We start from the raw sequence: 23,896 nt of genomic DNA, 5'->3' as shown, positions 1-23,896 counted from the left end.
TGACGGTGCGAGCCGCACGAGCAGATAGAGAAAAAACGAATAGATGACGAATAAAGAACAAATAAATGATGGTGCGAGTCGCACGGGCAGATAGAGAAAAGACGAATAGATGACGAATAAGAAACAAATAAATGATAGTGCGAGCCGCAGAGGCAAATAAAGAATGAACAAAAGATAAATGGAAATAAAGTAAAGATAAGATGATTTAGAGTGTTATTATAAAACCTAAAAATCTTTTATTAGAGCTTGAAAATACAGGTAAATAAGTAGTATATAGAGTGTTATAAATGCTCGTAAAAATAACTTCAAAAAAACATTAAAAAATATTTTTCAGTATCAAAATTAATTTGTACATTTGCACCGGTTTTTGAGAGACCTCTCAAAAATTGAGGCAATTTTATATTGCTATTAGATAAAAAAGAATTGTTAAATTAATATCAAATTTAAGACATTATGAGTAAACCAAAAACACTTTCCGTTGATAAATACGGAATTAAGAACGCTAATGTTCGTTATCAGTTAACTGCTGACGAACTACAACAAGAAACTTTGGATAAAAAATTAGGCGTTGAAGCTTCTTCAGGAGCTATTGCTATTAAAACAGGTAAATTTACAGGGCGTTCTCCTAAAGACCGTTTCATCGTAAAAGATGATATCACCAAAGATCGCGTATGGTGGGGAAGTATTAACATTCCTTTTGAACCTGCAAAATTTGACAAACTATATGAAAAAGTAGTAGCTTACTTATCTAACAAAGAAATCTACGTTCACGATGGTTATGTTTGTGCAGATCCTAAATACCGTACTAACATTCGTACCATTACTGAGCTTCCTTGGAGCAACCTTTTCGCTTATAATATGTTCTTACGTATAGATGATAGCGAACTTCCTTCTTTCAAAGAAGATTGGTTGGTAGTAAATGCACCTGGTTTTGAAGCTGACCCTGCTGTAGATGGTACTCGTCAGGCTAACTTCGCTATCTTGAACTTCACCAAAAAAATTGCTTTGATTGGTGGTACAGGTTATACCGGAGAAATTAAAAAAGGTATCTTCTCAGCTATGAACTTTGAATTGCCTGTGTTCCGTAATACTATGCCAATGCACTGTTCAGCAAACGTAGGTAAAGGTGGTGATACTGCTATCTTCTTCGGACTTTCTGGTACTGGTAAAACTACTCTTTCTGCTGACCCTAACCGTCATTTAATTGGTGACGACGAACACGGTTGGACTCCAGAAAATACTGTATTCAACTTTGAAGGTGGTTGCTACGCTAAAGTGGTAGACCTTACTGCTGAAAAAGAACCAGAAATCTTCGCAGCTATTAAAAAAGGTGCTATCCTTGAAAACGTAATTATGGATGATAAAGGTGTAGTTGATTTCTCTCGCACTGATATCACTGAAAACACTCGTGTTTCTTATCCTATTTACTACATCGCAAATATCCAGCCAGGTTCTATAGGACACAATCCTAAGAACATCTTCTTCCTTACTTTTGATGCTTATGGTGTATTGCCTCCAATCTCTAAATTGACTCCTGAACAAGCTGCTTACCAATTCGTTTCTGGTTATACTTCAAAAGTAGCCGGTACTGAGGTAGGTATCACTACCCCTCAAAAAACTTTCTCTGCTTGTTTCGGTGCTGCCTTTATGCCACTTCACCCAGCTGAATACGGAAAACGTTTGGCTGAGAAAATCAAAGAAACTGGCGTAAACGTATGGTTGGTAAACACTGGTTACAACGGAAAAATGAAAAGATGTAGCTTGAAAGATACTCGTGCTCTTATCACTGCGGCTCTTACCGGCAAACTTAACAATGTTGAGTACAAAGAATTACCTATCTTTGGCTTCAAAGTACCTCAATCTTGTGAAGGTGTATCAGACCAAAGCATCTTGAACCCAGAAAATACTTGGAGTGACAAAGCACAATTCAGTGCTAAACTGAGAGAATTGGCTGAATCATTTGTACAAAACTTCAAAGACAAAAAATTTGCTGAAGGTGCAAGTGCTGACGTCCTTGCTGGAGCTCCTAAATTGTAATTATTTAGATAACCATATTCAAAAGGCTGTTCATTTAAGAACAGCCTTTTATTTTTGTTTTTTACTAATATTATTACTATTTTTGCACCCCAAATAGAATTTAAAGATAAAAAATGCTTGACAAATTAAATATCGTAAAACAACGTTTCGACGAAGTTTCGGACTTAATCATTCAACCTGATATTATTGCAGACCAAAAGCGCTATATCCAGCTCAATAAGGAATATAAAGACCTTAAAGAACTGATGGATAAGCGCGATGAGTATATAAATGTAACTGGAAACTTGCAAGAAGCTGAAGAAATTATTGCTGATGGCAGCGATGCCGAAATGGTGGAAATGGCAAAGTTACAATTAGAGGAAAGCAAAGAGCGTTTGCCTCAGTTAGAAGAAGAAATCAAGTATATGCTTATCCCCAAAGACCCTGAAGATGCTAAGAATGCCGTAATGGAAATTCGTGCAGGAACAGGTGGAGATGAGGCTTCAATCTTTGCAGGCGACCTATACCGTATGTACACCAAATACTGCCAAAGTAAAGGCTGGACTACCTCAGTAATGGACTTTAATGAAGGAACTGCTGGCGGGTATAAAGAGATTATCTTTGAAGTAACGGGAGACAATGTATATGGTACCTTAAAATTTGAAGCAGGAGTACATCGCGTACAACGAGTGCCTCAAACAGAAACACAAGGGCGCGTACACACTTCGGCAGCAACTGTAATTGTATTGCCAGAAGCAGAAGAATTTGATGTGGAACTTGATATGGCTGATGTGAAAATCATTCGTACTACTTCTACGGGACCCGGAGGACAGTCTGTGAATACAACCTATTCGGCTATTCAGTTGCAACATATTCCTACAGGCATTGAGGTGCGTTGCCAAGATGAGAAATCGCAACACAAGAATCTTGAAAAGGCACTTAAAGTATTGCGTTCACGTTTGTATGAAATGGAGCTGGCAAAGAAGATGGAAGCTGATTCTGCTCGTAGGAAATCAATGGTTTCCAGCGGTGACCGTTCAGCTAAAATACGCACTTATAACTATCCGCAAGGGCGTGTAACCGACCACCGTATAGGTCTTACCCTTTATGATTTGCAAAATGTTATCAATGGTGATGTACAACGTCTTATCGATGAACTTCAATTGGCTGAAAATGCTGAGAAGCTAAAAGAAGGAGATGTTTTTTAAACTATTATTGAAAAAGAAAATAGCAATATTGTTATTGTAGCGATAGTAGCTGCTATATTCTTTTTGGCAATCCTATTTATTTTGTGAGATGGCAAAGAAGTATTATGTAGTATGGGAGGGACACCAAACGGGGGTCTTTACCTCGTGGGCTGAATGTAAGAGGGCTGTTAATAATTTTCCGAACGCTAAATACAAAAGTTTTCCTACGGAAGAAATGGCACAAAAAGCCTATGCAGGGAATTATGAAACGTACAAAGGTAAAAAGATAGAAGAGCCTACTCTTTCATCAGATGCATTAAAACTTATCGGGAAGCCTATTTTACCTTCTATTGCGGTAGATGCTGCTTGTAGCGGTAACCCTGGTATAATGGAATATCGGGGGGTAGATACTGAGACACAAGCCGAGATTTTTAGGCTTTCACCTATGAAAGATGGCACCAATAACATAGGGGAGTTTTTGGCTATAGTACACGCTTTGGCTTTCTTAAAACAACGCAACCTTACAATGCCTATCTATTCGGATAGTGAAATAGCAATGCGCTGGGTACAACAAAAAGTATGTAAAACTAAGCTTGGAAAGACATCTTATAATACAAAAATATTTGAACTAATAACTCGTGCTGAAAAATGGCTACAAGAAAATACTTATCCTAATCGTATTCTCAAATGGGAAACCAAAGCGTGGGGCGAAAATCCTGCGGACTTTGGTAGAAAAGACTCTTAACTTTTCTTCTTAAATCTAAAAAATAAATGACTGATATTACTCTATCTGTACAGCCTACTTCGAGTCCTGATATTATTAAATTAGAGGCGAATAAAGCCTTAGTAAAAGGTAGTTACGAGTATAAAAATATTGATGAAGCTAAAAACTCACCCTTAGCAAAAGAGCTGTTTTACCTTCCTTTTGTAAAGACAGTATATATCTCGAGTAATTTTATTGCGTTGAAACGATTTCCAATTATAGAATGGAAAGACGTACAAGAAGAAGTGGCACAGCAAGTGTTGTTTTATTTACAGTCAGGGAGAGAAATTGTAAGTACTGAGGGTGAACAAAAGAAGGTTATTTCCGTATATACTGAAACCACACCTAACCCTTCGGTAATGAAATTTGTAGCCAATAAACGTCTTGTTCCTACTATTATAGAATATAAGCATATAGAGGAGACTGATGAGGCTCCTATGGCTAAAGCTCTTTTCACTCAGTTTCCTTTTATTGAGGAGGTATTTTTTGATGATAACTATATTTCAGTTACTAAAAAAGATAACAAAGAGTGGGCAGTGGTTACCCCTAATATACGAGAATTTATTAAGAATTATCTTTCAGAAGGGCATATGCTTATTTCTTCTTCTGAAATTAAACGACATCAGCAAGCAACACAAGAACGACTACTCTCTATGGTTACTACTGATGAGGTATCAAAACAAATTGTAGCTATTATAGATGAGTTTGTAAAACCTGCTGTAGCCTCTGATGGAGGAAATATTCAGTTTATTTCGTACAATCCAGAAACGCATTACGTAGAGGTAATACTGCAAGGAGCTTGTAGTGGTTGCCCCTCCTCTACCCTAACCTTAAAAAAGGGAATTGAAGTCATCTTAAAAGATAAGCTACAAAACCCTTATATTAGTGTAAACGCTCTTAACGGATAAGAACATTTTCTGAAATAAAATAACCACGCCATATGGAGCGTGGTTTAGTTAAACAATTCTTGAAATGTGTAGTGTTGCGGTTACACGAAATTCTTCTTATTTATTTTTCAATAAATCTCTAATCTCAGTAAGTAACTCTTCTTGAGTAGGACCAGCTGGTGCAGCGGGAGCCCCTTCTTCTTTTTTCTGTTTGTTTAGCTTGTTGATACCTTTTAGAAGCATAAACAATACAAGTGCAATACAGAAGAAGTTAATTACAGCGGCAAGAAACTTACCATAAGCTACTCCATTCCATACCAAACCTTCTAAGTGTTCAGCACCCGTAGCTTTCAAAGCAGGTGTTAATAACAAAGGGGTAATAACATCAGACACTAATGATGATACGATAGCACCAAAAGCAGCCCCAATGATAACCCCGATGGCTAAATCGACTACGTTACCTTTTACGGCAAATTCTTTAAATTCTTTTAAAAATCCCATAATGATTCATTTTAAGTTTATAAAAATAATTTGTTACTTAATTCGGGGCAAAAATAATACTTTTTTCCGAAATACAAAAAGAAAAGGGACGAATTTCACAACTGTCCCTTTTCATCACTAACTAAAAAACTCAATCACTATGATGGTTAAGTATAACTTTACACAGTCATACTAAATATTTTGGTATTAGGCATTTTGCGTTGTAAGTGCAAATCGAAAGCCATACAGATATTTCTAATAAAAGGTTTTCCCTCATCGGGGACTTCTATATGATTACCTGCTATATGCAGTAAACCATCGTTTTGCATTTCTTGAAGATGTGCTATTACTTCTGTTATTTCAGGAAACTGAAGAGATTCGTCGTTCCAAGAAGTAGTAAACTGACACATCAAGTTGAGGATATGACGCCTAATAATTAAATCTTCTTTATTGAGAATATGCCCTTTACACACGGGTATTTCATTCTTCTCAAGACGTGCATAATAAGCATCTAAATCTTTCTCGTTTTGGGCAAAACCGTACCAACTATCGCTGATAGAAGACATTCCTAAGCCTATCATCACTTGCGTTTTGGAGGCTGTATAGCCCATAAAGTTGCGATGTAATTGATGATTTTTGAAAGCCTTATACATACTATCAGTAGGTAAAGCAAAGTGATCCATTCCTATTTCGGCATATCCTGCTTTCAATAAGTATTGTTTTCCTACTTCATACAGCTCTCGTTTTACTTCGCCTGTGGGCACATCTTCATCTTTAAAACCGCGTTGCCCACTGCCTTTTATCCAAGGTACGTGCGCATAGCTATAAAAAGCAATACGGTCGGGACGAAGAGTGTTACTCCTATCAATAGTAAAGAGTACATCGTCTAAGGTTTGAAACGGCAAACCAAAAACCAAATCGTGGCTTACAGAGGTATAGCCGATAGCTCTGGCTTGCTGGGTAACACGCTGTACATTCTCAAAAGGTTGAATGCGGTGAATGGCTTTTTGTACCTTAGGCGAATAATCTTGTACGCCATAACTCACGCGCCTAAAACCTAAGTCGTAAAGCGTTTGTAGGTGAGTTTCAGTGGTATTATTAGGATGACCTTCAAAACTAAATTCGTGAGCATCAGCTTTATCAGCACGTTCAAAAATACCTTCTATCAAACGGCGCAACTGCAAAGGTTCAAAAAAGGTAGGCGTACCTCCCCCTAAGTGTATTTCCTTAATACGAGGGCGTTCTTCCAAAAAATCAGTGTATAACTGCCATTCTTTAAGTATTGCCTCTATATAAGGGGCTTCCATTTCGTGGCGCTTAGTAATGCGTTTATGACAACCACAGAAAGTACAAAGACTCTCACAGAAAGGCAAATGAATGTATAGACTAATCCCTTCGGTACTATTGCTCTCAGCATAAGATTTTCGTAAGCTCTCCAACCATTTTTCAGTAGAAAAAGTACTACTATCCCAATAGGGAACAGTAGGATAGCTAGTATAGCGAGGTCCAGCTACATTGTATTTTTGAATGAGAGATATTGCCATTTTCACTAAAAACGGGGCAAAGGTATAAAAAAAAGTGGAAAGTGAAAAGAGAAAAGAAAAAAATATAGATTCGCTAATACCGTAATGCCAATAATATCAAACTAATGACGAGGGACGAATGACGGGATAAGCTATACAGATAAATAATTATAAGACGAACAACAAGAGGTTCTACAGTGGCTCTACAGTGGCTCTACAGTGGCTCTACAGTGGCTCTACAGTGGCTCTACAGTGGCTCTCCAGTGGCTCTACAGTGGGTCTACAGTGGCTCTACAACGAACAAAAGACGAACGATGAACGAAGGAATAACGAACCTAAGGCAAAGAAAAGTTATTTGAATATTGAATATTAGACATCTATGTTTAGATTCGTTTGCAGAAAAAATAGCAAGACTCTTTTAATCTTGTACTTTTCTAATTTGACTGCAATATATTTAAAAGGTTTTCATTGAACCATTTATACCGATTGATAATCATAATATGAGTACCATTTTTTACTACAATAGCATTTTTTATGTACTGAATAGGAAAAACAGGATCTTTATCTCCGTGAATGTGAACTGTGTGGGGTAAAGGTTCTTTTTGTTGCCAATTCACTATGCGGTCTATTGACCAATCGAGATAGGCAGGGGAGCGCATTCCTATATATTTCTCGTATAGAGCTATTCGTTTAGTCATCAGTTCAGAAAAAGAAAATCTTTTCCAAAACTCCAAATCGCTGATAGTACGAGTGGGCAATAACTTATGCAGGTTTGTATAGCGTGCCAAGAGCATTTTTTTAGGCAGTTCGTACTGCGTTTTTACGCTGGAAATGAGGACTATTTTTCGATAATCGTTCAGTTGTTTAGCTATCTCTTGTACAATAATTCCTCCAAAAGACACCCCTAAGAGCACAGGAGAAGGCTCGGTAATTGCTACTGCAATACGTCCTGCATAGTGAGCTAGACTTTCTTCTTTTTCGGGAGTAATCCAGTCGAGTAAGTGCACACGGAAATTGTTGGGGAATTGCAAACGCTCGAAAATCTTAGGGCTGGCAGCCATTCCAGGCATTAAATAAATAGAAAGATTATCTTTTATATTCATTTGATATTGCTTTTTTACGAAAAATAAGTAACTTTGCACCAAATTTTAAATGAGTAACAGGTTATAGGTAAAAAGTAAAAACTAACGATAGTTAGGTATGTGAATGAGGTATAATGCTCATCTCTTACTTCTTATCTCTTATCTAGACAGAAGCAAAAGTACAACATTTTTGTCAAATAACGAATATTACTAATTAAAAACATAGTACAATGGAAGTAATAGACAGCGAATTTTCACGTCAATACCAAGCCAAAATCAACGGTGAACTTGCCTTTGTAGAATACGCTATTCAGGAGCGTAAGATATTCTTTACCAAAACATTGCTACCTGAAACGACGGACGAAGCGCTCATTGATGAATTCTTTAAAGGGGTAATAGCCTTAGTAGCTGAGAAAAAATATAGAGTGGTGCCCGTTTGCCCAGTAGCTATTGCTTTTTTTAAGCGTAATAAGGAGTGTAAAGACATACTTCCTGCTGGTATCAGGATTTAATAGTTAATGATTAACGGTTAATTAAAAAACTTCGTTTTACATTGATTATATACAGATGAAGTATGCGAGGGCAGAGTATGTAAGGTATACGCTCTAACAAAAAGAGCAGGGCTCTCCCCTACTCTCTTAACTATGTAGATAAAAAAGAATTAATAATATATTATATGAAAGCCGTATTTTTAGACCGCAACACGCTCTCTGAGCGCATAGATGTAGATATCCCAAAAGGGATAGCCCAATGGGTAGCCTTCCAAAAAACAGCTCCCGATGAAATTGTTCAACGTCTCAAACCTGCTGATATAGCTATTGTGAACAAGGTGAAACTCGATGAGAGTATCCTTAGGCAGTTGCCTAACCTTAAGCTCATTCACCTTACTGCTACGGGTATGGATAATATTGATAAAGAGGCTGCGAAAGCCTTGGGTATAGAAGTGAAAAACGTAGCGGGTTACTCTACTGAAAGTGTAACAGAACACTTCTTCTTGTTGTTACTATCGGCTATGCGTGCCCTAAAAACCTATCACACAAGTGTAGAAGATGGTACTTGGGAAAAAGATGGTCGTTTTTGCCTTACTGAGCCACCGGTGTTTGAATTGCATACCAAAACCTTAGGGATTATAGGAGTAGGCAACATAGGGAAAGCTATTAGTAAAGTAGCTGAAGCCTTTGGTATGAAAGTGCTATGGGCTGAACGCCAAGGTAAAGCCCCACGCAGTAAAGAATATACTGAGTTCGACAAGGTATTGGCACAGAGTGACATTATCTCGCTTAACTGTCCGCTTACTCCTGAGACTAAGCATTTAGTAGATGAAGATTTCATCTCTAAATTGCGTAAAAAACCATTAATTATCAATATGGCTCGTGGGGCTATAGTAGACCCTCAGGCGGTATATGAAGCTATAGAAAGCAATCGTATAATGGGCTTTGCTACCGATGTGTTTGAAGAAGAACCGCCAATGGCTAACGACCCTCTACTAAAAATAGCCAACCACCCTCGTGTGATTTACACTCCTCACGTGGCTTGGGCGAGCGAATACGCACAAGATAAGTTGTGGCGTATCTTGAAACGCCAAGTAGAAGATTTTATCGTAAAATATAAAACAGAACATAAGGAAAATGAAAAAGCATAATTTTAGCGCAGGCCCCTCTATCTTAGCACCTGAGGTATTCCAAAAAGCCTCTGAAGCCTTATTAGATTTTGAGGGGACTGGCTTATCGGTAATAGAAATATCACACCGCAGTCCAGAGTTTGTACGCGTGATAGAACGCGCTCGTGCATTGGCATTGGAAATTGCAGGTTTAGATAATTCATATGAGGCACTCTTTTTACAGGGAGGAGCAAGTATGCAATTCCTGATGGTACCTTACAACCTGCTCGAAACTAAAGCTGCTTATATAGATACAGGTACTTGGGCTAACAAAGCACAAAAAGAAGCTGCTCTCTTTGGCAATGCCGAAGTAATAGCCTCTTCTAAAGCCGATGGTTATAAGTATATTCCAAAAAATGTAACCGTCCCTACTGATATCGATTATCTGCACATCACTACCAATAATACGATTTACGGTACCGAGTACCGCAGTTTACCTCAAACGAGCGTCCCTTTGGTAGCCGATATGAGTTCTGATATTTTCTCACGTCCGTTAGATTACAAACAATTTAGTTTGATTTATGCAGGTTCACAGAAGAATTTAGGAGCTTCGGGGTCTACTTTGGTGATTGTGAAGAAGGATATATTGGGCAAGGTAAGTAGGAAACTGCCTTCGATGATGGACTATCAGTTGCATATTAAAAACGATAGTATGTTCAATACGCCCTCTACTTTTGCAGTATATGTGAACCTTTTAGTACTCGAATGGATACAAGCACAAGGTGGATTACAAGCCTTAGGCAAACGCAACCGAGCTAAAGCCGATTTGCTTTATGGAGAAATCGACCGCAATCCATTAGTAGTAGGGTATGCCAACAAAGAAGACCGCTCCCTAATGAATGTAGTGTTCAACCTCACCGATGAAAGCACCAAAGAACGCTTTGACGCTTTGTGTAAAGAAGCCAATATCAGTGGAATAAAAGGACACCGCAGTGTAGGAGGCTATCGCGCTTCTATCTACAATGCTTTGCCTTTAGAAAGTGTACAAGTATTAGTAGATATACTTAAAGAATTTGAACGCACCGCATAAAGAAGAATAATATAGAAAACAAAATAAGTCCGATACAAATATCGGACTTATTTTGTATTATACAATATGTTATTTAATCTCTAAGACTTTATAATCAAATGTATTAAGCTTCACAACTACTACAGTTTACAAAATTCATCATCATTTCTTTTGCTACTGATTGACTGCGCTGATAGTACAAACTTTTAACTCCTAATTTCCAAGCCTCAATAAGCACTTTATTTACATCGCGAATAGGCATTGCTGACGGAATATTTAAGTTCAAACTCTGCGTTTGGTCAATGTACGCTTGACGCTGTGCTGCTTGTGATATAATTTCCATCGGTGAAATCTCTTTAAAAGTTTTAAACACATTCTTCTCTAATTGAGATAACTCTTGCAAGTGTTGTACAGAGCCATTATTCAAACGAATAGAACGCCATACCTCTTCATTATTAAGACCTTTTTCCTCCAAAAGTTGAGTGAGATACTTATTTTTGCGCATAAAGTTCCCTTTAGAAAGCCCTACTTTATAGTAATTGCTCGAATAAGGTTCGATACCTGGTGATACCTGTCCTAAAATAGCCGAACTGGAAGTGGTAGGAGCGATTGCCATAGTGGTAGTATTTCGTCTACCATATCCTTTTAAAATTTCTGGTTCTCCATAAATATGAGCTAACTCTTTAGTTGCCTTATCAGCTTCTTCACGAATGTATCTAAAAGCGCGGGCATTGAACTGAGTTGCCTCAAAGCTCTCAAAAGGTATCATATTGCGTTGCAAATAAGAATGATATCCTAACACACCCAAACCTAAAGCACGGTGACGAATAGCAAAATTGCGAGCTGCCTGTAAATAGTAATTACCCTTTGTTTTTTCTATAAACTCTGAAAGTACCGCATCTAAAAAGAATACCGCTAACTTTACTGCTTTTGTATCTTTCCACTCATCAAAGAGCTCTAAGTTCATAGAAGAAAGACAGCAAATGAACGATTCATCTTCATTAGAAGGTAACATAATCTCACTGCACAAGTTACTTGAACGGATGAGCATATCCTTATCTTTATACACTTGAGGACGATTACGATTGGCATTATCGGTAAAGATAATGTAAGGTAATCCTTTTTGTTGGCGAGACTCCAAGACACGAGCCCATAGGCGACGTTTTTCTACATCACCATCTATCATTTCTTGCATCCAATAATCAGGTACACAAATACCAAAGAAAAGATTCTGAATAGGGAATTCTACATCTTTAATTTGTAGAAACTCTTCGGCATCGGGATGGTCTATATCTAAATAAGCAGCAAAAGCACCACGTCTTACTCCTCCTTGTGATACAACGTCCATCGCTGAATCGAACAACTTCATAAAACTAACCGCCCCACTTGATTTACCATTATCGGTAACTGCAGAACCGCGACTACGCAATTCGCCAAAATAACCAGAAGTACCTCCTCCTATTTTGGTTTGCATAATCACCTCTCCAAGTTTATGAGTAATCCCCTCGATGCTATCAGGTACGTACACATTAAAACAAGAAATAGGCAAACCTCTTTCAGTACCCATATTTGCCCAAATAGGAGATGAGAAACTAATCCACCCTTTAGTAATCATTTCTTTGAAAGCGGGCTGTAATTCGGGTTTATAAAGCCTATGTGCAGCAGCACTTGTAATGCGGTCTATTGCACCTTCTACGCTTTCTCCTTTTAGTAAATAGCCTCTATTGAGGATTTGTTCAGACTCTTCATTGAGCCACCAAATGTCTTTTTCTTCGTTCATAACTTTTTATTTTCGGGGTGCAAAGTAACAGCTTTATATTCTAATTTCACCCTCTATCCAAAATAAGTTATTAACAAAGTTTTTAACAATATAGCAAAATCAGCCTCTTAGGATAATTTTTTAACATACAGTTATACTTTTATATTACTTGAATAGCTAAAATAATAAAAATTAAATGTATGGGAAAGCAAAAACTATTAAAAATAAGAAGATATAGAAGAGTAGAAATATAGCTGTTAATTACTACAAATCAACGTGTTAAAAAGAATTGTTATATTTAAAACAAAATAGCAGTACAATTTTATCTAAAATATTTTGTTCTTTCAGATAACTTTTGTACTTTTGTAGCGTTAAGTATAAAAGGAAATCTTATGTCAGAACTAATTACTAGACCTATACCTATTGATGAAGAAGTAGTGTGGGATAAAACAAAAACTATTATCAGTACTACTGATAAGTTGGGTGCTATTACTGACGTAAATCAAACATTTATAGACGTTTGTGGTTATCCTGCGGTTGAATTATTAGGAAAACCACATAGCATCATTCGTCACCCCGATATGCCTAAAATCATATTTAAGATTACTTGGGATAATATTTTGGCGGGGAGGAACTTTCACGCTATTATTAAAAACTTAGCTAAATCGGGTAAGTATTATTGGGTAATTACCGATTTTGAAGTAGGCAGGAATATTATTGGGGATGTTGTTACTATTATGGCTCGTCAGCATTCAGTACCTAAGTATGTAATTACAGAGCATATTGAGCCTTTATATCAAACGCTCCTTAAACTTGAAAAAATAGGAGATATGGAGCTCAGTAATCGTTATTTTAAGGGCTTTTTAGAAAAACAAGGCAAATCATATATTGAATATATTATGGATATTATGGACGAAAGCAAGCGAGAAATTCACTTTGATCCTATCCCTAATATGCCTCACACTGATACTAACATTGGAGACTATGAAATTTCTGATGATATATTTAGTGAAGAACATCACGAAGAAGAAACTATGATGCAACGCAAGAGTTTCTTTGCAAAATTATTTTCTACGAATTAGATTTTTGCAAATATCACAATAAAAATGAGAGCGTATCTATTGCAATAGATACGCTCTCATTTTTGGTTCTTTCTATGACTATGATTCTTTCTTGTCTTGAATTTCTTTCTTATCGTCTTTTAATTTAGCTGACAGTTCCATAGAAATAGCAGAACGTTCAAATTTGATTTTTCCTGAAAGTGTTTCTAAGACACAAGTATCATCAGTAAGTTCTACAATGCGTCCGTGCATACCACTTTTAGTAATTACTTTATCGCCTCTTTTCATTCCTTCAATAAAGTTTTTTTCTTGTTTTTGTCGTCTTATTTGCGGACGAATCATAAAAAAGTAGAATACTAAGATTATCAATATAAGAGGTAGTAAACCACTGTTCATCAATTGTTGCATATTTATTAATTTAATTATTAGTTTTTAGTTATTTTAGAAAATTGTAATTAGAAACTTTTAGCTTTTGGCTTTCAATTATAAAAGTCCTCTTCCTATCTTTTTTATTTGTTGTTTTTCTTCGAGTTCTTTATGTACATTTTTCATTACACCATTAATAAATGCACTACTTTTAGTAGTAGAATATTCCTTGGCAAGTTCTAAATATTCATTAAGTGTTACTTTCACTGGAATACTAGGAAAACTAAGCATTTCACAAACAGCCATTTTTAACAATATACTATCTATTACAGCTACACGATCTTTCTCCCAACCTGTCATTCTACTAATAATTTCATTCTCCCACTTACTATCATTGAGCACTGCTTTCTTTAGTAACCCTGTAAGAAATTCTTTTTCTTCTTCATCTTTATAAAGTGAAGGAACAAAATATTTATCAGGCGAGGTGGGGAGCACTTCTCTAAATAACCTACTTATATAGGTATTTACAATAGGATAATCATCTACCCAAGTGAGATTATAATCTTCAATATATTCATATATTGTCTCATCGGGAGCTATAATTTCTTCAAAAATAGTCATTAAAAAAGATCTATCAGTTTCAAAACTGCTCTTTTGTTTGCTGTATTTCTTATAAAACTCACTTTCTACAATGTTTTTATATATAGTACGCACATACTCTTCGTGTATTTCCCAATGGTTTATACGTGCATCAGCAATGGCTTCTTGTAATAATGTATTATGAACGATGGCTAAGAGCAAAAGATTTTCAGAGAATTTTTGATGTACTGTTCTTTCTTCAGTAGTAGCCAAATATTTTTTCTGAGCTACTTTGTGTTGATGAGTTGCCAAAGAATGCAGTTCAATGAAAAGTGATAATATTAATAAATATAGGTGTCGCATTTCATCAGCACTGTTTTGCAAGAACTTCAATTCTTTGTCTAAATCCTGACTTTGGCTCTGACGCATTGCATAAATTGATTGCATTACTTTTGCCCTAATATGTCGTCTTGTAAGCATAATTTGTAAGAACTTTCTTAACTTTATTTTGAGAGTGCAAAAGTAGAAAAAAAGGTTTAACGAGCCAAAAAAAAGCACTAAAAAAGCACCTAAAATGTTAATTTTTTACTAAAAATCGCATTTTTTCTTGTTTTATACTTGCTATGAAGAAATATATTACTACCTTTGTCCTTATTAACTGTATTTATAAGTTATCATATGAACAAATCAGAATTAATTGATGCAATTGCAGCAGGGTCTGGGCTTACAAAAACCGACTCTAAAAAAGCTGTTGAAGCGTTCTTTTCAAGTGTTGAAAAGGCTCTAAAAAAAGGTGACAAAGTAGCTGTCGTAGGATTCGGTTCTTGGTCAGTTGCTAAAAAAGAAGCCAGAGAGGCTCGCAACCCTCGTACTGGTGCAGTAATTAAAGTACCTGCTAAGAAAGTTGTAAAATTCAAAGCAGGGGCTGAATTATCTGAAGCAGTAAACAAAAAGTAATTGCAGTAAAAAAGTCCCTTTCAGTTGAAAGGGACTTTTTTTTATTTATTAGTAGATGAGTTAATTAGCATAGAAACCTTATTTAATGATTAATGGTTAATTTGGGAGAAGCTTATAGAAAGCTTATAGGAAAGACGAACAAAAGACGAACAAAAGACGAACAATGAATGAACAATGAATGAAGGAAAAGTGAAGTTAAGTTGATGCTAAAGTAGAGATAAGAAGAAGGGAATTGGTAGACTTCTACTTTGCTAAAAGTCGTAGCACAACAGGCAAGTCGTAGCACGATAGGCAATTAGAAACTTTGGCAAGGTGCAAAGCGCACGAAAGCGCAAATTAATTTTCTGACAAGACCATAACTAACATTACCAATATGAAAAAGAAGAAAATAGTAGTCCTCACAGGGGCAGGGATTAGTGCTGAAAGTGGTGTAAAAACTTTCCGAGATGCCGATGGCTTGTGGGAAGGTCACGATATAGAACAAGTGGCAACACCTTATGGTTTTGAGAAAGACCCTGAACTTGTATTGAACTTCTACAACGGCTTGCGCAAACAGGTGAAAAATGTGCAACCTAATCCCGCTCACCTATTATTAGCCGAGTTGGAAAAAGAGTACGACGTGGTAATCATCACTCAAAATGTAGATGACTTGCACGAACGTGCGGGTAGCCATCACATTATTCACTTACACGGTGAACTGCTAAAAATGAGGGGAGTAGATGACCCCTATACGCTCTACGACTGTACTGACGACATCAAAGTGGGCGACCTGAGCCCCAGTGGAGCGCAATTACGACCTCACATTGTGTGGTTTGGCGAAGATGTACCAATGATTGTAAAGGCTGCCGAAGAGGTAGAAACTGCCGATATAGTGGTTATTGTAGGTACTTCATTACAAGTGTACCCCGCTGCTGGATTGATGAACTGTGCCAAGAAAGATACACCTATATATTATATAGACCCACGTCCAAGCATCAGTAGTAAAGATAAAATCACTGTAATTAAAGACGTTGCTTCAACGGGGGTAGCCAAAGCTATTGAACTAATAAAAGAATTAAAATGAGTAACTTCCCGAAATTTATTTTAGGTGACAACACCGATATGCCCGACGCAATGTTCGTGGTACATTTAGAGTATCCGCGCTTCGTGCTGAACTTAGACGACGATGAAGTAGAATGGCTCGAAGAGTTTGACGAAGAAGACACCAAAGAGTTAGAAGCTGAAAGCGAGAACCTTATAGAAGAAGCTATCGCTTTCTACGAACGAGAAATCGCCCGTATAGAAGAAAATGACTACTAAGCAACTCATACAGCAAATCGGAGCTAAACAATCGCTGTTATGTGTGGGCTTGGATACCGATATGACTAAAATTCCTACTCACTTGCTTAAAGAGGAAGACCCGCTGTTCGCGTTCAACAAGGCGATTATAGAGGCTACTCACCCATTTGCGGTAGCCTACAAACCCAATACAGCTTTCTACGAAGCGCACGGCGAAAAAGGTTGGCGTGCCTTGAAAAAGACGATAGACTACCTAAACCGTCACTACCCTGAGATTTTCACTATTGCCGATGCCAAACGCGGGGATATAGGCAACACTTCAAGTATGTATGCCAAAGCTTTCTTTGAAGATATGCAATTCGATAGCGTGACAGTAGCCCCCTATATGGGAAGGGATTCGGTAGAGCCTTTTTTAGCTTTTGAAAACAAACACACCATTCTCTTAGCACTAACCTCTAATGAAGGGGCTTTCGACTTCCAAACGCAAAAACTCAACGATGAAGAGCTGTACAAAAAGGTATTACGCACCTCACTCACTTGGCAAAACAGTCAAAACTTGATGTACGTAGTAGGTGCGACCAAGGTGGAATACCTAAAGGAAATACGCAAAATTATACCTGAACATTTCTTGTTAGTACCAGGAGTAGGGGCACAAGGAGGCAGCTTAGAAGAGGTATGTAAGTATGGTTTGAACGACCACTACGGACTGCTTATCAACTCGTCAAGAGGCATTATTTACGCTTCTAAGGGCGAAGACTTTGCCAAAGTAGCAGGTGAAAAAGCTGAGGAATTACAACAGAAGATGAAATTAATGCTTAATGCTTAATGGTAAATGATAAGTGGTAAATGAGTAGTAATGAAAAGGAGCAAGAGAAATGATAAGTATGAGAAGTAATAGGTATATCAACTTTGTACAAGTTTAAAACTTTGGCAGAATATGGTGATTAAAAACTAGTAAACTAATGACTAACAACTAAATAATATGATTACATTTTTAAATAAAAGCAACATTACACCAACCATTGAAGATGACGCTCACAGACTTTTTTCACTGTTGAGCAGGCGCTACCAACAACGACTATCTGACCTTTTTCAAGACAAAACTAAAGCACCTTATGTAGTAGGTTATATAGAAGACGGTCGCCTACACGGAATGGCTTCTATGGCTATCTACAGAGTGATTTCGGGCTATAAAGGTTGGATAGAAGATGTGGTGGTAGACGAGATGGCACGTGGTAAAAAAATAGGCACTCAGCTCATTCAACTTCTTATCGCCAAAGGCAAAGAATTGGGTTTGGGAGAAATATTGCTCTTTACCTCACCTACTAACGAAGCAGCTATTAAGCTCTATGAAAATGAAGGCTTTAAACGCAAAGGTGCAGAGGTATATGTGAACGCTCTCAAACAAATGTACCCACCAGAGTCTTGATATATTACTATTTCTTTGTATTTTTGCCCTCTGATAAGGAAACAATAAAAATACTATGGAATTAGTCCACAAGAATCTCGTATTGCCCAATAATGGCAAAAAGCTCTTATTGCACACTTGTTGTGCGCCTTGCTCGGGCTCTATTATACTATCTATTCAGGCATCGGGGATAGAGTTTACTATATTTTTTTACAACCCTAATATTCACCCTCAAAAAGAATACGAAATTCGCAAAGAGGAAAATATACGCTTTGCTGAAAAGTGTGGCGTACCTATTGTAGATGCTGAATACGACACCGATAACTGGTATACGCGTGCTAAAGGTATGGAATCTGAACCCGAACGCGGTAGCCGTTGTGCAATGTGCTTTGATATGCGTATGGAGCGTACGGCTTTATATGCTTACGAAAACGGTTTCGATACCATTGCAACCTCACTGGGCATCTCGCGTTGGAAAGACCTTAACCAAGTGAATGAAGCAGGTAAAAATGCTGCCAGCAAGTATGAGCGGCTTACCTATTGGGACTACAATTGGCGCAAAAACGGAGGTGCTGCCTGCAATATGGAAATCTGCAAAAACGAGAAGTTCTACCAACAAGAGTACTGCGGTTGTGCTTTCTCGTTGCGCGATGCTAACAAATGGCGAGTAGCCAATGGAAGAGAAAAAATACGAATAGGGGAAAAATACTACGGAAGTGAAAAGTGAATAGTATGATAACTCCAGAAGAACTTACAGAAGGTCGTATCTTGCTTATTGATAAGCCCTTGCAGTGGTCGTCGTTTCAAGCGGTGAACAAAATCAAATGGGCAATACTCAAACACTATAAGCTCAAGAAGATAAAGATAGGGCACGCAGGAACATTAGACCCCCTTGCCTCTGGTTTATTAGTGATTTGTACAGGCAAATTTACTAAGAAGATTACCGAAATACAAGACGCTGTAAAAACTTATACGGGCACTATCACCGTAGGGGCTACGACTCCTTCCTACGATAAGGAAACCGAAATAGATGCCCACTACCCTACTGACCATATCACTCCTGAACTGATGGAACAAGTGCGAATGCAGTTTATAGGAAAGCTCACGCAAACACCTCCTGTATTTTCGGCTATCAAGAAAGAAGGCAAACGGCTCTACGAATTTGCGCGCGACGGGAAAGAAATAGAAGTTCCTCAGCGCACTATCTATATTCACAGTTTCAATATAGATGCAAGTCTGTTTCCTAAGTTGCACTTTGAGGTGGTATGTAGCAAAGGCACCTACATACGCTCCTTGGCAAATGACTTTGGTAAAGCCTTAGGGTCTGGTGGCTATCTATCTGCATTGCGACGTACTAAGATAGGTGATTTCTCGGTAAATGATGCCTTAACGCCTGATGAATTTATAAACATACATATTCCAAAAATGCAAACAAAACCTATTATTCTCACTACTGTATTCGAGCGATTTATCGATAAGAATAAAACAACTCTTAATGACCATTTCGCTCGAAAAGAATCTACTTTGAACACACAAAACAATAGGAAAAAATCTATTAATGAAGTGTATGAAGAGCGAGAACGAGAACGCCTTAATAAACAACAAAAACAACAACACACTTCCGACCTTAATATAGAAGCCATTTTTCCTCGAAAAAAGAAAAAAAAGACCTCAGGAATCAAATATGAGTTTCGCTACTTTCTATCGATGTTTTCAAATACTGATAAGGCAATTATGCTTACCTTACTGATACTTTTCGGTACGATAGTAACCCTTATGGTGATACAACTAAACAGTAGAGAGAAAGAAATAATGATTGAAATGGCACTCACTCCAGATGATTTACCTTATGAACCTCCAAAATTAGAAGAACAAACTGATGCGCCTGATCTTTCTCAAGCTATGAATGCGAAACTGACTACTAATGCCTATAATCAAGCCGATGCTGACTTACGCCATACTGAGAATTTTAAAACTTTAGACGAAATAATGGCAGAGCGTGCTTCTAAAGAGATGGAAAGTGCTAAAGAAGAATTGGTGAGTAATAATAAAATGTCGTCTAACTTAGTAATATCGGACGATAATACTCTTCAAAAAACAACTAAAATTTCATCTGATAATAAAGTAAATAAGAATACTTTAGTAAAATATGCCTTATCTGGCAGGACAGGAAATATACCTAACCCTGTATTTACTTGTGAAAAGGAAGGACAAGTAGTAATTATTATTACAGTTGATGAAGCAGGAAGAGTTATTAGAACAGCTCTTGACAAAATGAATTCAACTACCAATGATGATTGCCTTATAGAAAACTCATTACTATATGCTAGCAGAGCCAGATTTAATGCTGTAACAGGCAAAAAAGAGCAAACAGGAACTATTACTTATATTTTTCAAAGTAAACGATAGAATGAAATTACAACAGTTAATTTGCATATTAAGTTTCTTATTAATAGGAGCTTGCAAAAATGCAAATCCACCTAAGCAAGACGCTTTCAATATAGAACTGTATCCTAAAAAGAAGGAATACCACATAGGAGAAACTTTACAGATAAAAGTTGTGAATCCTAAGTTTGAAGGTAAAATAGTAAAGATTAGCTATCAGTTTCATCACCAAGAGCTTGTTGTTACTAATGAGAACATAGTACTTGAAAACCTAATGTTAGGTAAACAGCCTTTAGAAGTAACTGTATATACTGATAAAGGAGAAGTTTATAAAGTACGAAAAGAAATTTTACTTTTGGCAGGACAAGCTCCTAAATTGTATACTTATAAAATACTAAATGAATATCCCCACGACAAACAGGCTTATACTCAAGGTTTAGAATTTATAGGTGATACTTTAGTAGAAAGCACAGGGCAATACCGAGAATCTTCCATACGCAAATGGAATCCTTTTACGGGCGAAATGTACAAAAATGTACCTTTACAAGCAATGTATTTTGGTGAAGGAGCTACCGTTTTTAGAGATAAAATTATCCAACTCACTTGGAGAGAAAATATAGGATTTGTATATGATACTCAGCTAAAACTGTTAAAAACATTCTCTTACAATAAAAGTAAAGAAGGTTGGGGACTCTGTCATAACGGTAGTGATAAACTTTACAAAAGTGATGGTTCAGAAAAGATTTGGATACTCAATCCTAACACTTTTGAAGAAGTAGACAGTTTACAACTATGTACTAATAAATCTATTTTTACCAATGCTAACGAATTAGAATTTGTAGACGGGAAAATATATGCTAATACTTATCTAAAAGATGGTATTATGATTATCAACCCCAATAATGGTGCTATAGAAGGCGTTGTAGATGTACGAGGATTAAAAGAAAAAGTAGAACAAACTCCTGACCTAGATGTTCTTAATGGCATTGCTTATCACGCTAGGCGTAATACGTTCTTCATCACGGGTAAGAATTGGAGTAAGATATTTGAGGTAGTTTTTATAAACAAGAATTAAATAACGTGAGCTTAGTGTTTGTATTTTTTTATTACTTTTGCTCTTATGATTCCAGAGAATATCTTACATACTCCCATCAACTACCTGCGTGGTGTAGGCAATCAGCGGGCTGAACTCTTGAAAACAGAGCTCGGTATCTATGAGTATCAAGATTTGCTAAACTTGTTCCCTAACAGGTATATCGACCGTACCAAGTTTTACAAAATCAACGAATTGCAGAACAATAATACCGAGGTGCAACTCGTAGGCAAGATAGTAAACTTACGTACAGTAGAGTCGGCTCACCAAAAAGGTACTCGTCTTGTTGCTACCTTTGTAGACGATACGGGCGCTATGGAGCTCGTGTGGTTCAAAGGACTCAAATGGTTGCGCGAATCCCTAAAAATCAATGAACCTTATGTGATTTTTGGCAAACTGAATTTCTTTGGAGGCACTTTCTCTATGCCTCACCCCGAAATGGACTTGCTCAGGGAATTCAATAAGGCAGGACACAGCAGTATTCAGCCCGTATATCCCTCTACCGAAAAATTAGCTAAACGCAACATTACCAATAGAGTGATGCGCCAATTAGTACAAACAGTTTTTGAAGAAATAGGCAATAGCTTTGCCGAAAATTTACCAGATAACATACTCGCTTCTATGAACCTCATCTCCAAGCAGGAGGCAATGCGCAATATCCACTTTCCTACAAATCAAACTTTGCTTACTAAAGCCTCTGTACGGCTCAAATTTGAAGAGCTTTTCTACATACAAGTGCAGTTGGTACGCAAGAATCTTCTGCACAAACAGAAGTTCCAAGGACAACCTTTCAAGAATGTAGGCGATGCTTTTATGAACTTCTATAACCATCATTTGCCTTTTCCGCTTACCGATGCCCAAAAACGAGTATTGAAAGAAATACGCGCCGATGTGGGCTCAAATGCCCAAATGAACCGCTTGTTGCAAGGCGATGTAGGCTCTGGTAAAACCATCGTAGCCCTAATGACGATGCTTTTAGCAGTAGATAATGGTTGTCAGGCCTGCTTGATGGCACCTACCGAAATTCTCGCCAATCAGCATTACCAAAACATTAGTGAACTACTAAAAGAAACAGGAGTAACTGTAGCACTGCTCACAGGTTCGTCTAAAACTAAAGAACGCAAAATGTTAGACGAACAATTACAGTCTGGAGAGCTTTCTATCCTTATAGGCACTCACGCTCTTTTGGAAAACAAAGTACAGTTCAGAAACTTAGGACTCGCCATCATCGATGAGCAACACCGATTTGGGGTAGAACAGCGCTCGAAGTTATGGCATAAAAACACTATTCCGCCTCATATCTTAGTAATGACCGCCACCCCCATTCCACGCACTTTAGCGATGAGTGTATATGGTGATTTAGATGTTTCGATAATAGATGAACTCCCCCCTGGGCGTAAGCCTATTAAAACTCTACATCAGTTTGAAAACCACCGTGCAGAGACTTATGAATTTATTAAAAAAGAGATAGATAAAGGACGACAAGCTTATGTAGTATATCCACTTATAGAAGAATCGGAAGCGTTAGATTTTAAGAACCTTACCGAAGGCTATGATTATATCACGGCAAGCTTCCCTTTGCCAAAATATAAGGTTTCTATGGTACACGGTAGACTCAAACCAGCTGAAAAAGATGCTGAAATGGAGCGCTTCCTACGTAATGAAACACAAATAATGGTCGCTACCACCGTGATAGAAGTGGGGGTAAATGTACCCAATGCCTCCGTAATGGTAATTGAGAGTGCCGAGCGCTTTGGACTCTCACAACTACACCAGCTACGCGGGCGTGTAGGGCGTGGCAGTGAACAGAGTTATTGTATATTACTCACAGACAACAAAATGAGTAACGATACTCGTACACGTATGGAAACGATGGTGCGCACCAACGACGGTTTTGAAATTGCTGAAGTAGACCTAAAATTGCGTGGCCCTGGTGACCTAATGGGTACGCAACAAAGTGGAGTGCTCGCTCTAAAAATAGCCGACCTTGTAAAAGACCAAGATATACTAAAAGCAGCGCGCTTTCAGGCTATCGATCTACTGAAAGCCGACCCTAATTTAGAGTTGCCCCCAAACCAACGCATAGTCCACACACTCTATCAGTTACAACGCTATAAGAACCTCTGGACATACATTTCATAAAGGAGTTGAAAAGGTAATACTTACTACATTGTAATCTTTTTCTACTTTTTTTACCAAAAAATTTGGAGAGTTAAAAAAAAGTAGTACCTTTGCACCCGAATTAAACGTAAGGGTTCTTAGCTCAGCTGGTTCAGAGCATCTGCCTTACAAGCAGAGGGTCACTGGTTCGAATCCAGTAGGACCCACCAAAACTCGGATTTTATTGTTGTTTTCATAATTAAAAGGGATTCTTAGCTCAGCTGGTTCAGAGCATCTGCCTTA

General features: G+C 37.5%; 23 protein-coding genes and 2 tRNA genes (1 of these 25 only partly in view). 19 read left to right on the top strand and 6 right to left on the bottom strand.

All coding sequences use genetic code 11. The annotated features are described in order from the left end of the window. Positions 1-453 precede the first annotated feature (453 nt). From pckA to HMPREF9078_RS05390, 4 genes are all read left to right on the top strand, one after another. Entirely contained in the window at positions 454-2,037 is a 1,584-nt protein-coding gene (gene pckA, locus HMPREF9078_RS05405; protein WP_009419725.1) for a phosphoenolpyruvate carboxykinase (ATP), read from the top strand. A gap of 113 nt (positions 2,038-2,150) precedes the next feature. After that, on the top strand, positions 2,151-3,224 hold the full coding sequence (gene prfA / locus HMPREF9078_RS05400) for a peptide chain release factor 1 (RefSeq protein ID WP_009419724.1): 1,074 nt from the start codon (positions 2,151-2,153) through the stop codon (positions 3,222-3,224). Positions 3,225-3,312: 88 nt separating this feature from the next. Further along, positions 3,313-3,948 (top strand): viroplasmin family protein, encoded by a 636-nt coding sequence (locus tag HMPREF9078_RS05395; protein WP_009419723.1) that lies wholly within the window; start codon positions 3,313-3,315, stop codon positions 3,946-3,948. 26 nt (positions 3,949-3,974) lie between these two features. Continuing rightward, positions 3,975-4,874 (top strand): NifU family protein, encoded by a 900-nt coding sequence (locus HMPREF9078_RS05390; RefSeq protein ID WP_009419722.1) that lies wholly within the window; start codon positions 3,975-3,977, stop codon positions 4,872-4,874. Positions 4,875-4,970: 96 nt separating this feature from the next. Here HMPREF9078_RS05390 and mscL read toward each other — a convergent pair whose 3' ends face one another. From mscL to HMPREF9078_RS05375, 3 genes are all read right to left on the bottom strand, one after another. After that, the gene (gene mscL, locus HMPREF9078_RS05385) at positions 4,971-5,354 is read right to left on the bottom strand and encodes a large conductance mechanosensitive channel protein MscL (protein WP_009419721.1); all 384 of its coding nucleotides are present in this window, start codon (positions 5,352-5,354) and stop codon (positions 4,971-4,973) included. A gap of 158 nt (positions 5,355-5,512) precedes the next feature. Continuing rightward, positions 5,513-6,877, bottom strand: coding sequence for an oxygen-independent coproporphyrinogen III oxidase (gene hemN / locus HMPREF9078_RS05380; RefSeq protein ID WP_009419720.1), 1,365 nt, complete (start codon positions 6,875-6,877; stop codon positions 5,513-5,515). A gap of 413 nt (positions 6,878-7,290) precedes the next feature. Then, the gene (locus HMPREF9078_RS05375) at positions 7,291-7,959 is read right to left on the bottom strand and encodes an alpha/beta fold hydrolase (RefSeq protein ID WP_009417152.1); all 669 of its coding nucleotides are present in this window, start codon (positions 7,957-7,959) and stop codon (positions 7,291-7,293) included. Positions 7,960-8,168: 209 nt separating this feature from the next. On the opposite strand from HMPREF9078_RS05375, the gene HMPREF9078_RS05370 reads away from it, so the two are divergent. From HMPREF9078_RS05370 to serC, 3 genes are all read left to right on the top strand, one after another. Further along, a complete protein-coding gene (locus HMPREF9078_RS05370; protein WP_002672042.1) occupies positions 8,169-8,450 on the top strand; it encodes a GNAT family N-acetyltransferase in 282 nt (93 codons plus the stop codon). A 164-nt stretch (positions 8,451-8,614) separates the two neighbouring features. After that, positions 8,615-9,580 carry a D-2-hydroxyacid dehydrogenase gene (locus HMPREF9078_RS05365; protein ID WP_009419717.1) on the top strand — a complete coding sequence of 322 codons (966 nt, stop codon included), beginning with the start codon at positions 8,615-8,617 and terminating at the stop codon, positions 9,578-9,580. After that, positions 9,567-10,628 carry a 3-phosphoserine/phosphohydroxythreonine transaminase gene (gene serC, locus HMPREF9078_RS05360; protein WP_009419716.1) on the top strand — a complete coding sequence of 354 codons (1,062 nt, stop codon included), beginning with the start codon at positions 9,567-9,569 and terminating at the stop codon, positions 10,626-10,628. The genes HMPREF9078_RS05365 and serC overlap by 14 nt, the downstream gene beginning before the upstream one ends. Before the next feature lie 103 nt (positions 10,629-10,731). On the opposite strand, the gene HMPREF9078_RS05355 is transcribed toward serC, so the two are convergent. Further along, positions 10,732-12,387 carry a ribonucleoside-diphosphate reductase subunit alpha gene (locus HMPREF9078_RS05355; protein WP_009419715.1) on the bottom strand — a complete coding sequence of 552 codons (1,656 nt, stop codon included), beginning with the start codon at positions 12,385-12,387 and terminating at the stop codon, positions 10,732-10,734. 371 nt (positions 12,388-12,758) lie between these two features. Here HMPREF9078_RS05355 and HMPREF9078_RS05350 point away from each other — a divergent pair, with 371 nt between their 5' ends. Next, positions 12,759-13,448: a PAS domain-containing protein gene (locus HMPREF9078_RS05350; RefSeq protein WP_009419714.1), complete on the top strand. Its 690-nt coding sequence runs from the start codon at positions 12,759-12,761 to the stop codon at positions 13,446-13,448. 78 nt (positions 13,449-13,526) lie between these two features. Here HMPREF9078_RS05350 and yajC read toward each other — a convergent pair whose 3' ends face one another. Together yajC and HMPREF9078_RS05340 are read right to left on the bottom strand one after the other, a co-directional pair. Then, complete coding sequence (yajC, locus tag HMPREF9078_RS05345) at positions 13,527-13,835, bottom strand: preprotein translocase subunit YajC (protein WP_009419713.1); 309 nt, start codon at positions 13,833-13,835, stop codon at positions 13,527-13,529. Positions 13,836-13,910: 75 nt separating this feature from the next. Further along, complete coding sequence (locus HMPREF9078_RS05340; RefSeq protein ID WP_009419712.1) at positions 13,911-14,852, bottom strand: transcription antitermination protein NusB; 942 nt, start codon at positions 14,850-14,852, stop codon at positions 13,911-13,913. Positions 14,853-15,038: 186 nt separating this feature from the next. Here HMPREF9078_RS05340 and HMPREF9078_RS05335 point away from each other — a divergent pair, with 186 nt between their 5' ends. The 11 genes from HMPREF9078_RS05335 to HMPREF9078_RS11890 form a co-directional block, all read left to right on the top strand. Continuing rightward, positions 15,039-15,329 (top strand): HU family DNA-binding protein, encoded by a 291-nt coding sequence (locus tag HMPREF9078_RS05335; RefSeq protein WP_255346883.1) that lies wholly within the window; start codon positions 15,039-15,041, stop codon positions 15,327-15,329. A 373-nt stretch (positions 15,330-15,702) separates the two neighbouring features. Beyond that, positions 15,703-16,392, top strand: coding sequence for an NAD-dependent deacylase (locus tag HMPREF9078_RS05330; RefSeq protein WP_009419710.1), 690 nt, complete (start codon positions 15,703-15,705; stop codon positions 16,390-16,392). Next, entirely contained in the window at positions 16,389-16,628 is a 240-nt protein-coding gene (locus tag HMPREF9078_RS05325) for a hypothetical protein (protein WP_009419709.1), read from the top strand. The genes HMPREF9078_RS05330 and HMPREF9078_RS05325 overlap by 4 nt, the downstream gene beginning before the upstream one ends. Further along, the gene (gene pyrF, locus HMPREF9078_RS05320; RefSeq protein WP_009419708.1) at positions 16,618-17,433 is read left to right on the top strand and encodes an orotidine-5'-phosphate decarboxylase; all 816 of its coding nucleotides are present in this window, start codon (positions 16,618-16,620) and stop codon (positions 17,431-17,433) included. Before HMPREF9078_RS05325 ends, pyrF begins: the two co-directional genes overlap by 11 nt. Positions 17,434-17,589: 156 nt before the next feature. Continuing rightward, complete coding sequence (locus tag HMPREF9078_RS05315; protein WP_002672071.1) at positions 17,590-18,036, top strand: GNAT family N-acetyltransferase; 447 nt, start codon at positions 17,590-17,592, stop codon at positions 18,034-18,036. Positions 18,037-18,091: 55 nt separating this feature from the next. After that, entirely contained in the window at positions 18,092-18,742 is a 651-nt protein-coding gene (locus tag HMPREF9078_RS05310; protein WP_009419707.1) for an epoxyqueuosine reductase QueH, read from the top strand. A 5-nt stretch (positions 18,743-18,747) separates the two neighbouring features. Beyond that, the gene (gene truB, locus HMPREF9078_RS05305) at positions 18,748-20,424 is read left to right on the top strand and encodes a tRNA pseudouridine(55) synthase TruB (protein WP_009419706.1); all 1,677 of its coding nucleotides are present in this window, start codon (positions 18,748-18,750) and stop codon (positions 20,422-20,424) included. 1 nt (position 20,425) lies between these two features. After that, complete coding sequence (locus HMPREF9078_RS05300; RefSeq protein ID WP_009419705.1) at positions 20,426-21,475, top strand: glutaminyl-peptide cyclotransferase; 1,050 nt, start codon at positions 20,426-20,428, stop codon at positions 21,473-21,475. A gap of 45 nt (positions 21,476-21,520) precedes the next feature. Next, positions 21,521-23,635: an ATP-dependent DNA helicase RecG gene (recG, locus tag HMPREF9078_RS05295; RefSeq protein WP_009419704.1), complete on the top strand. Its 2,115-nt coding sequence runs from the start codon at positions 21,521-21,523 to the stop codon at positions 23,633-23,635. Between the two features lie 110 nt (positions 23,636-23,745). Beyond that, a tRNA-Val gene (locus tag HMPREF9078_RS05290) sits at positions 23,746-23,823 on the top strand. Between the two features lie 36 nt (positions 23,824-23,859). Next, positions 23,860-23,896, top strand: a tRNA-OTHER gene (locus HMPREF9078_RS11890) (it continues 60 nt past the right edge of the window).

The sequence above is a fragment of the Capnocytophaga sp. oral taxon 380 str. F0488 genome, assembly GCF_000318255.2.
GTDB lineage: Bacteria > Bacteroidota > Bacteroidia > Flavobacteriales > Flavobacteriaceae > Capnocytophaga > Capnocytophaga ochracea.
Note: the sequence above shows the minus strand (reverse complement) of the source record. Positions and strands in the feature narration are given on the sequence as shown.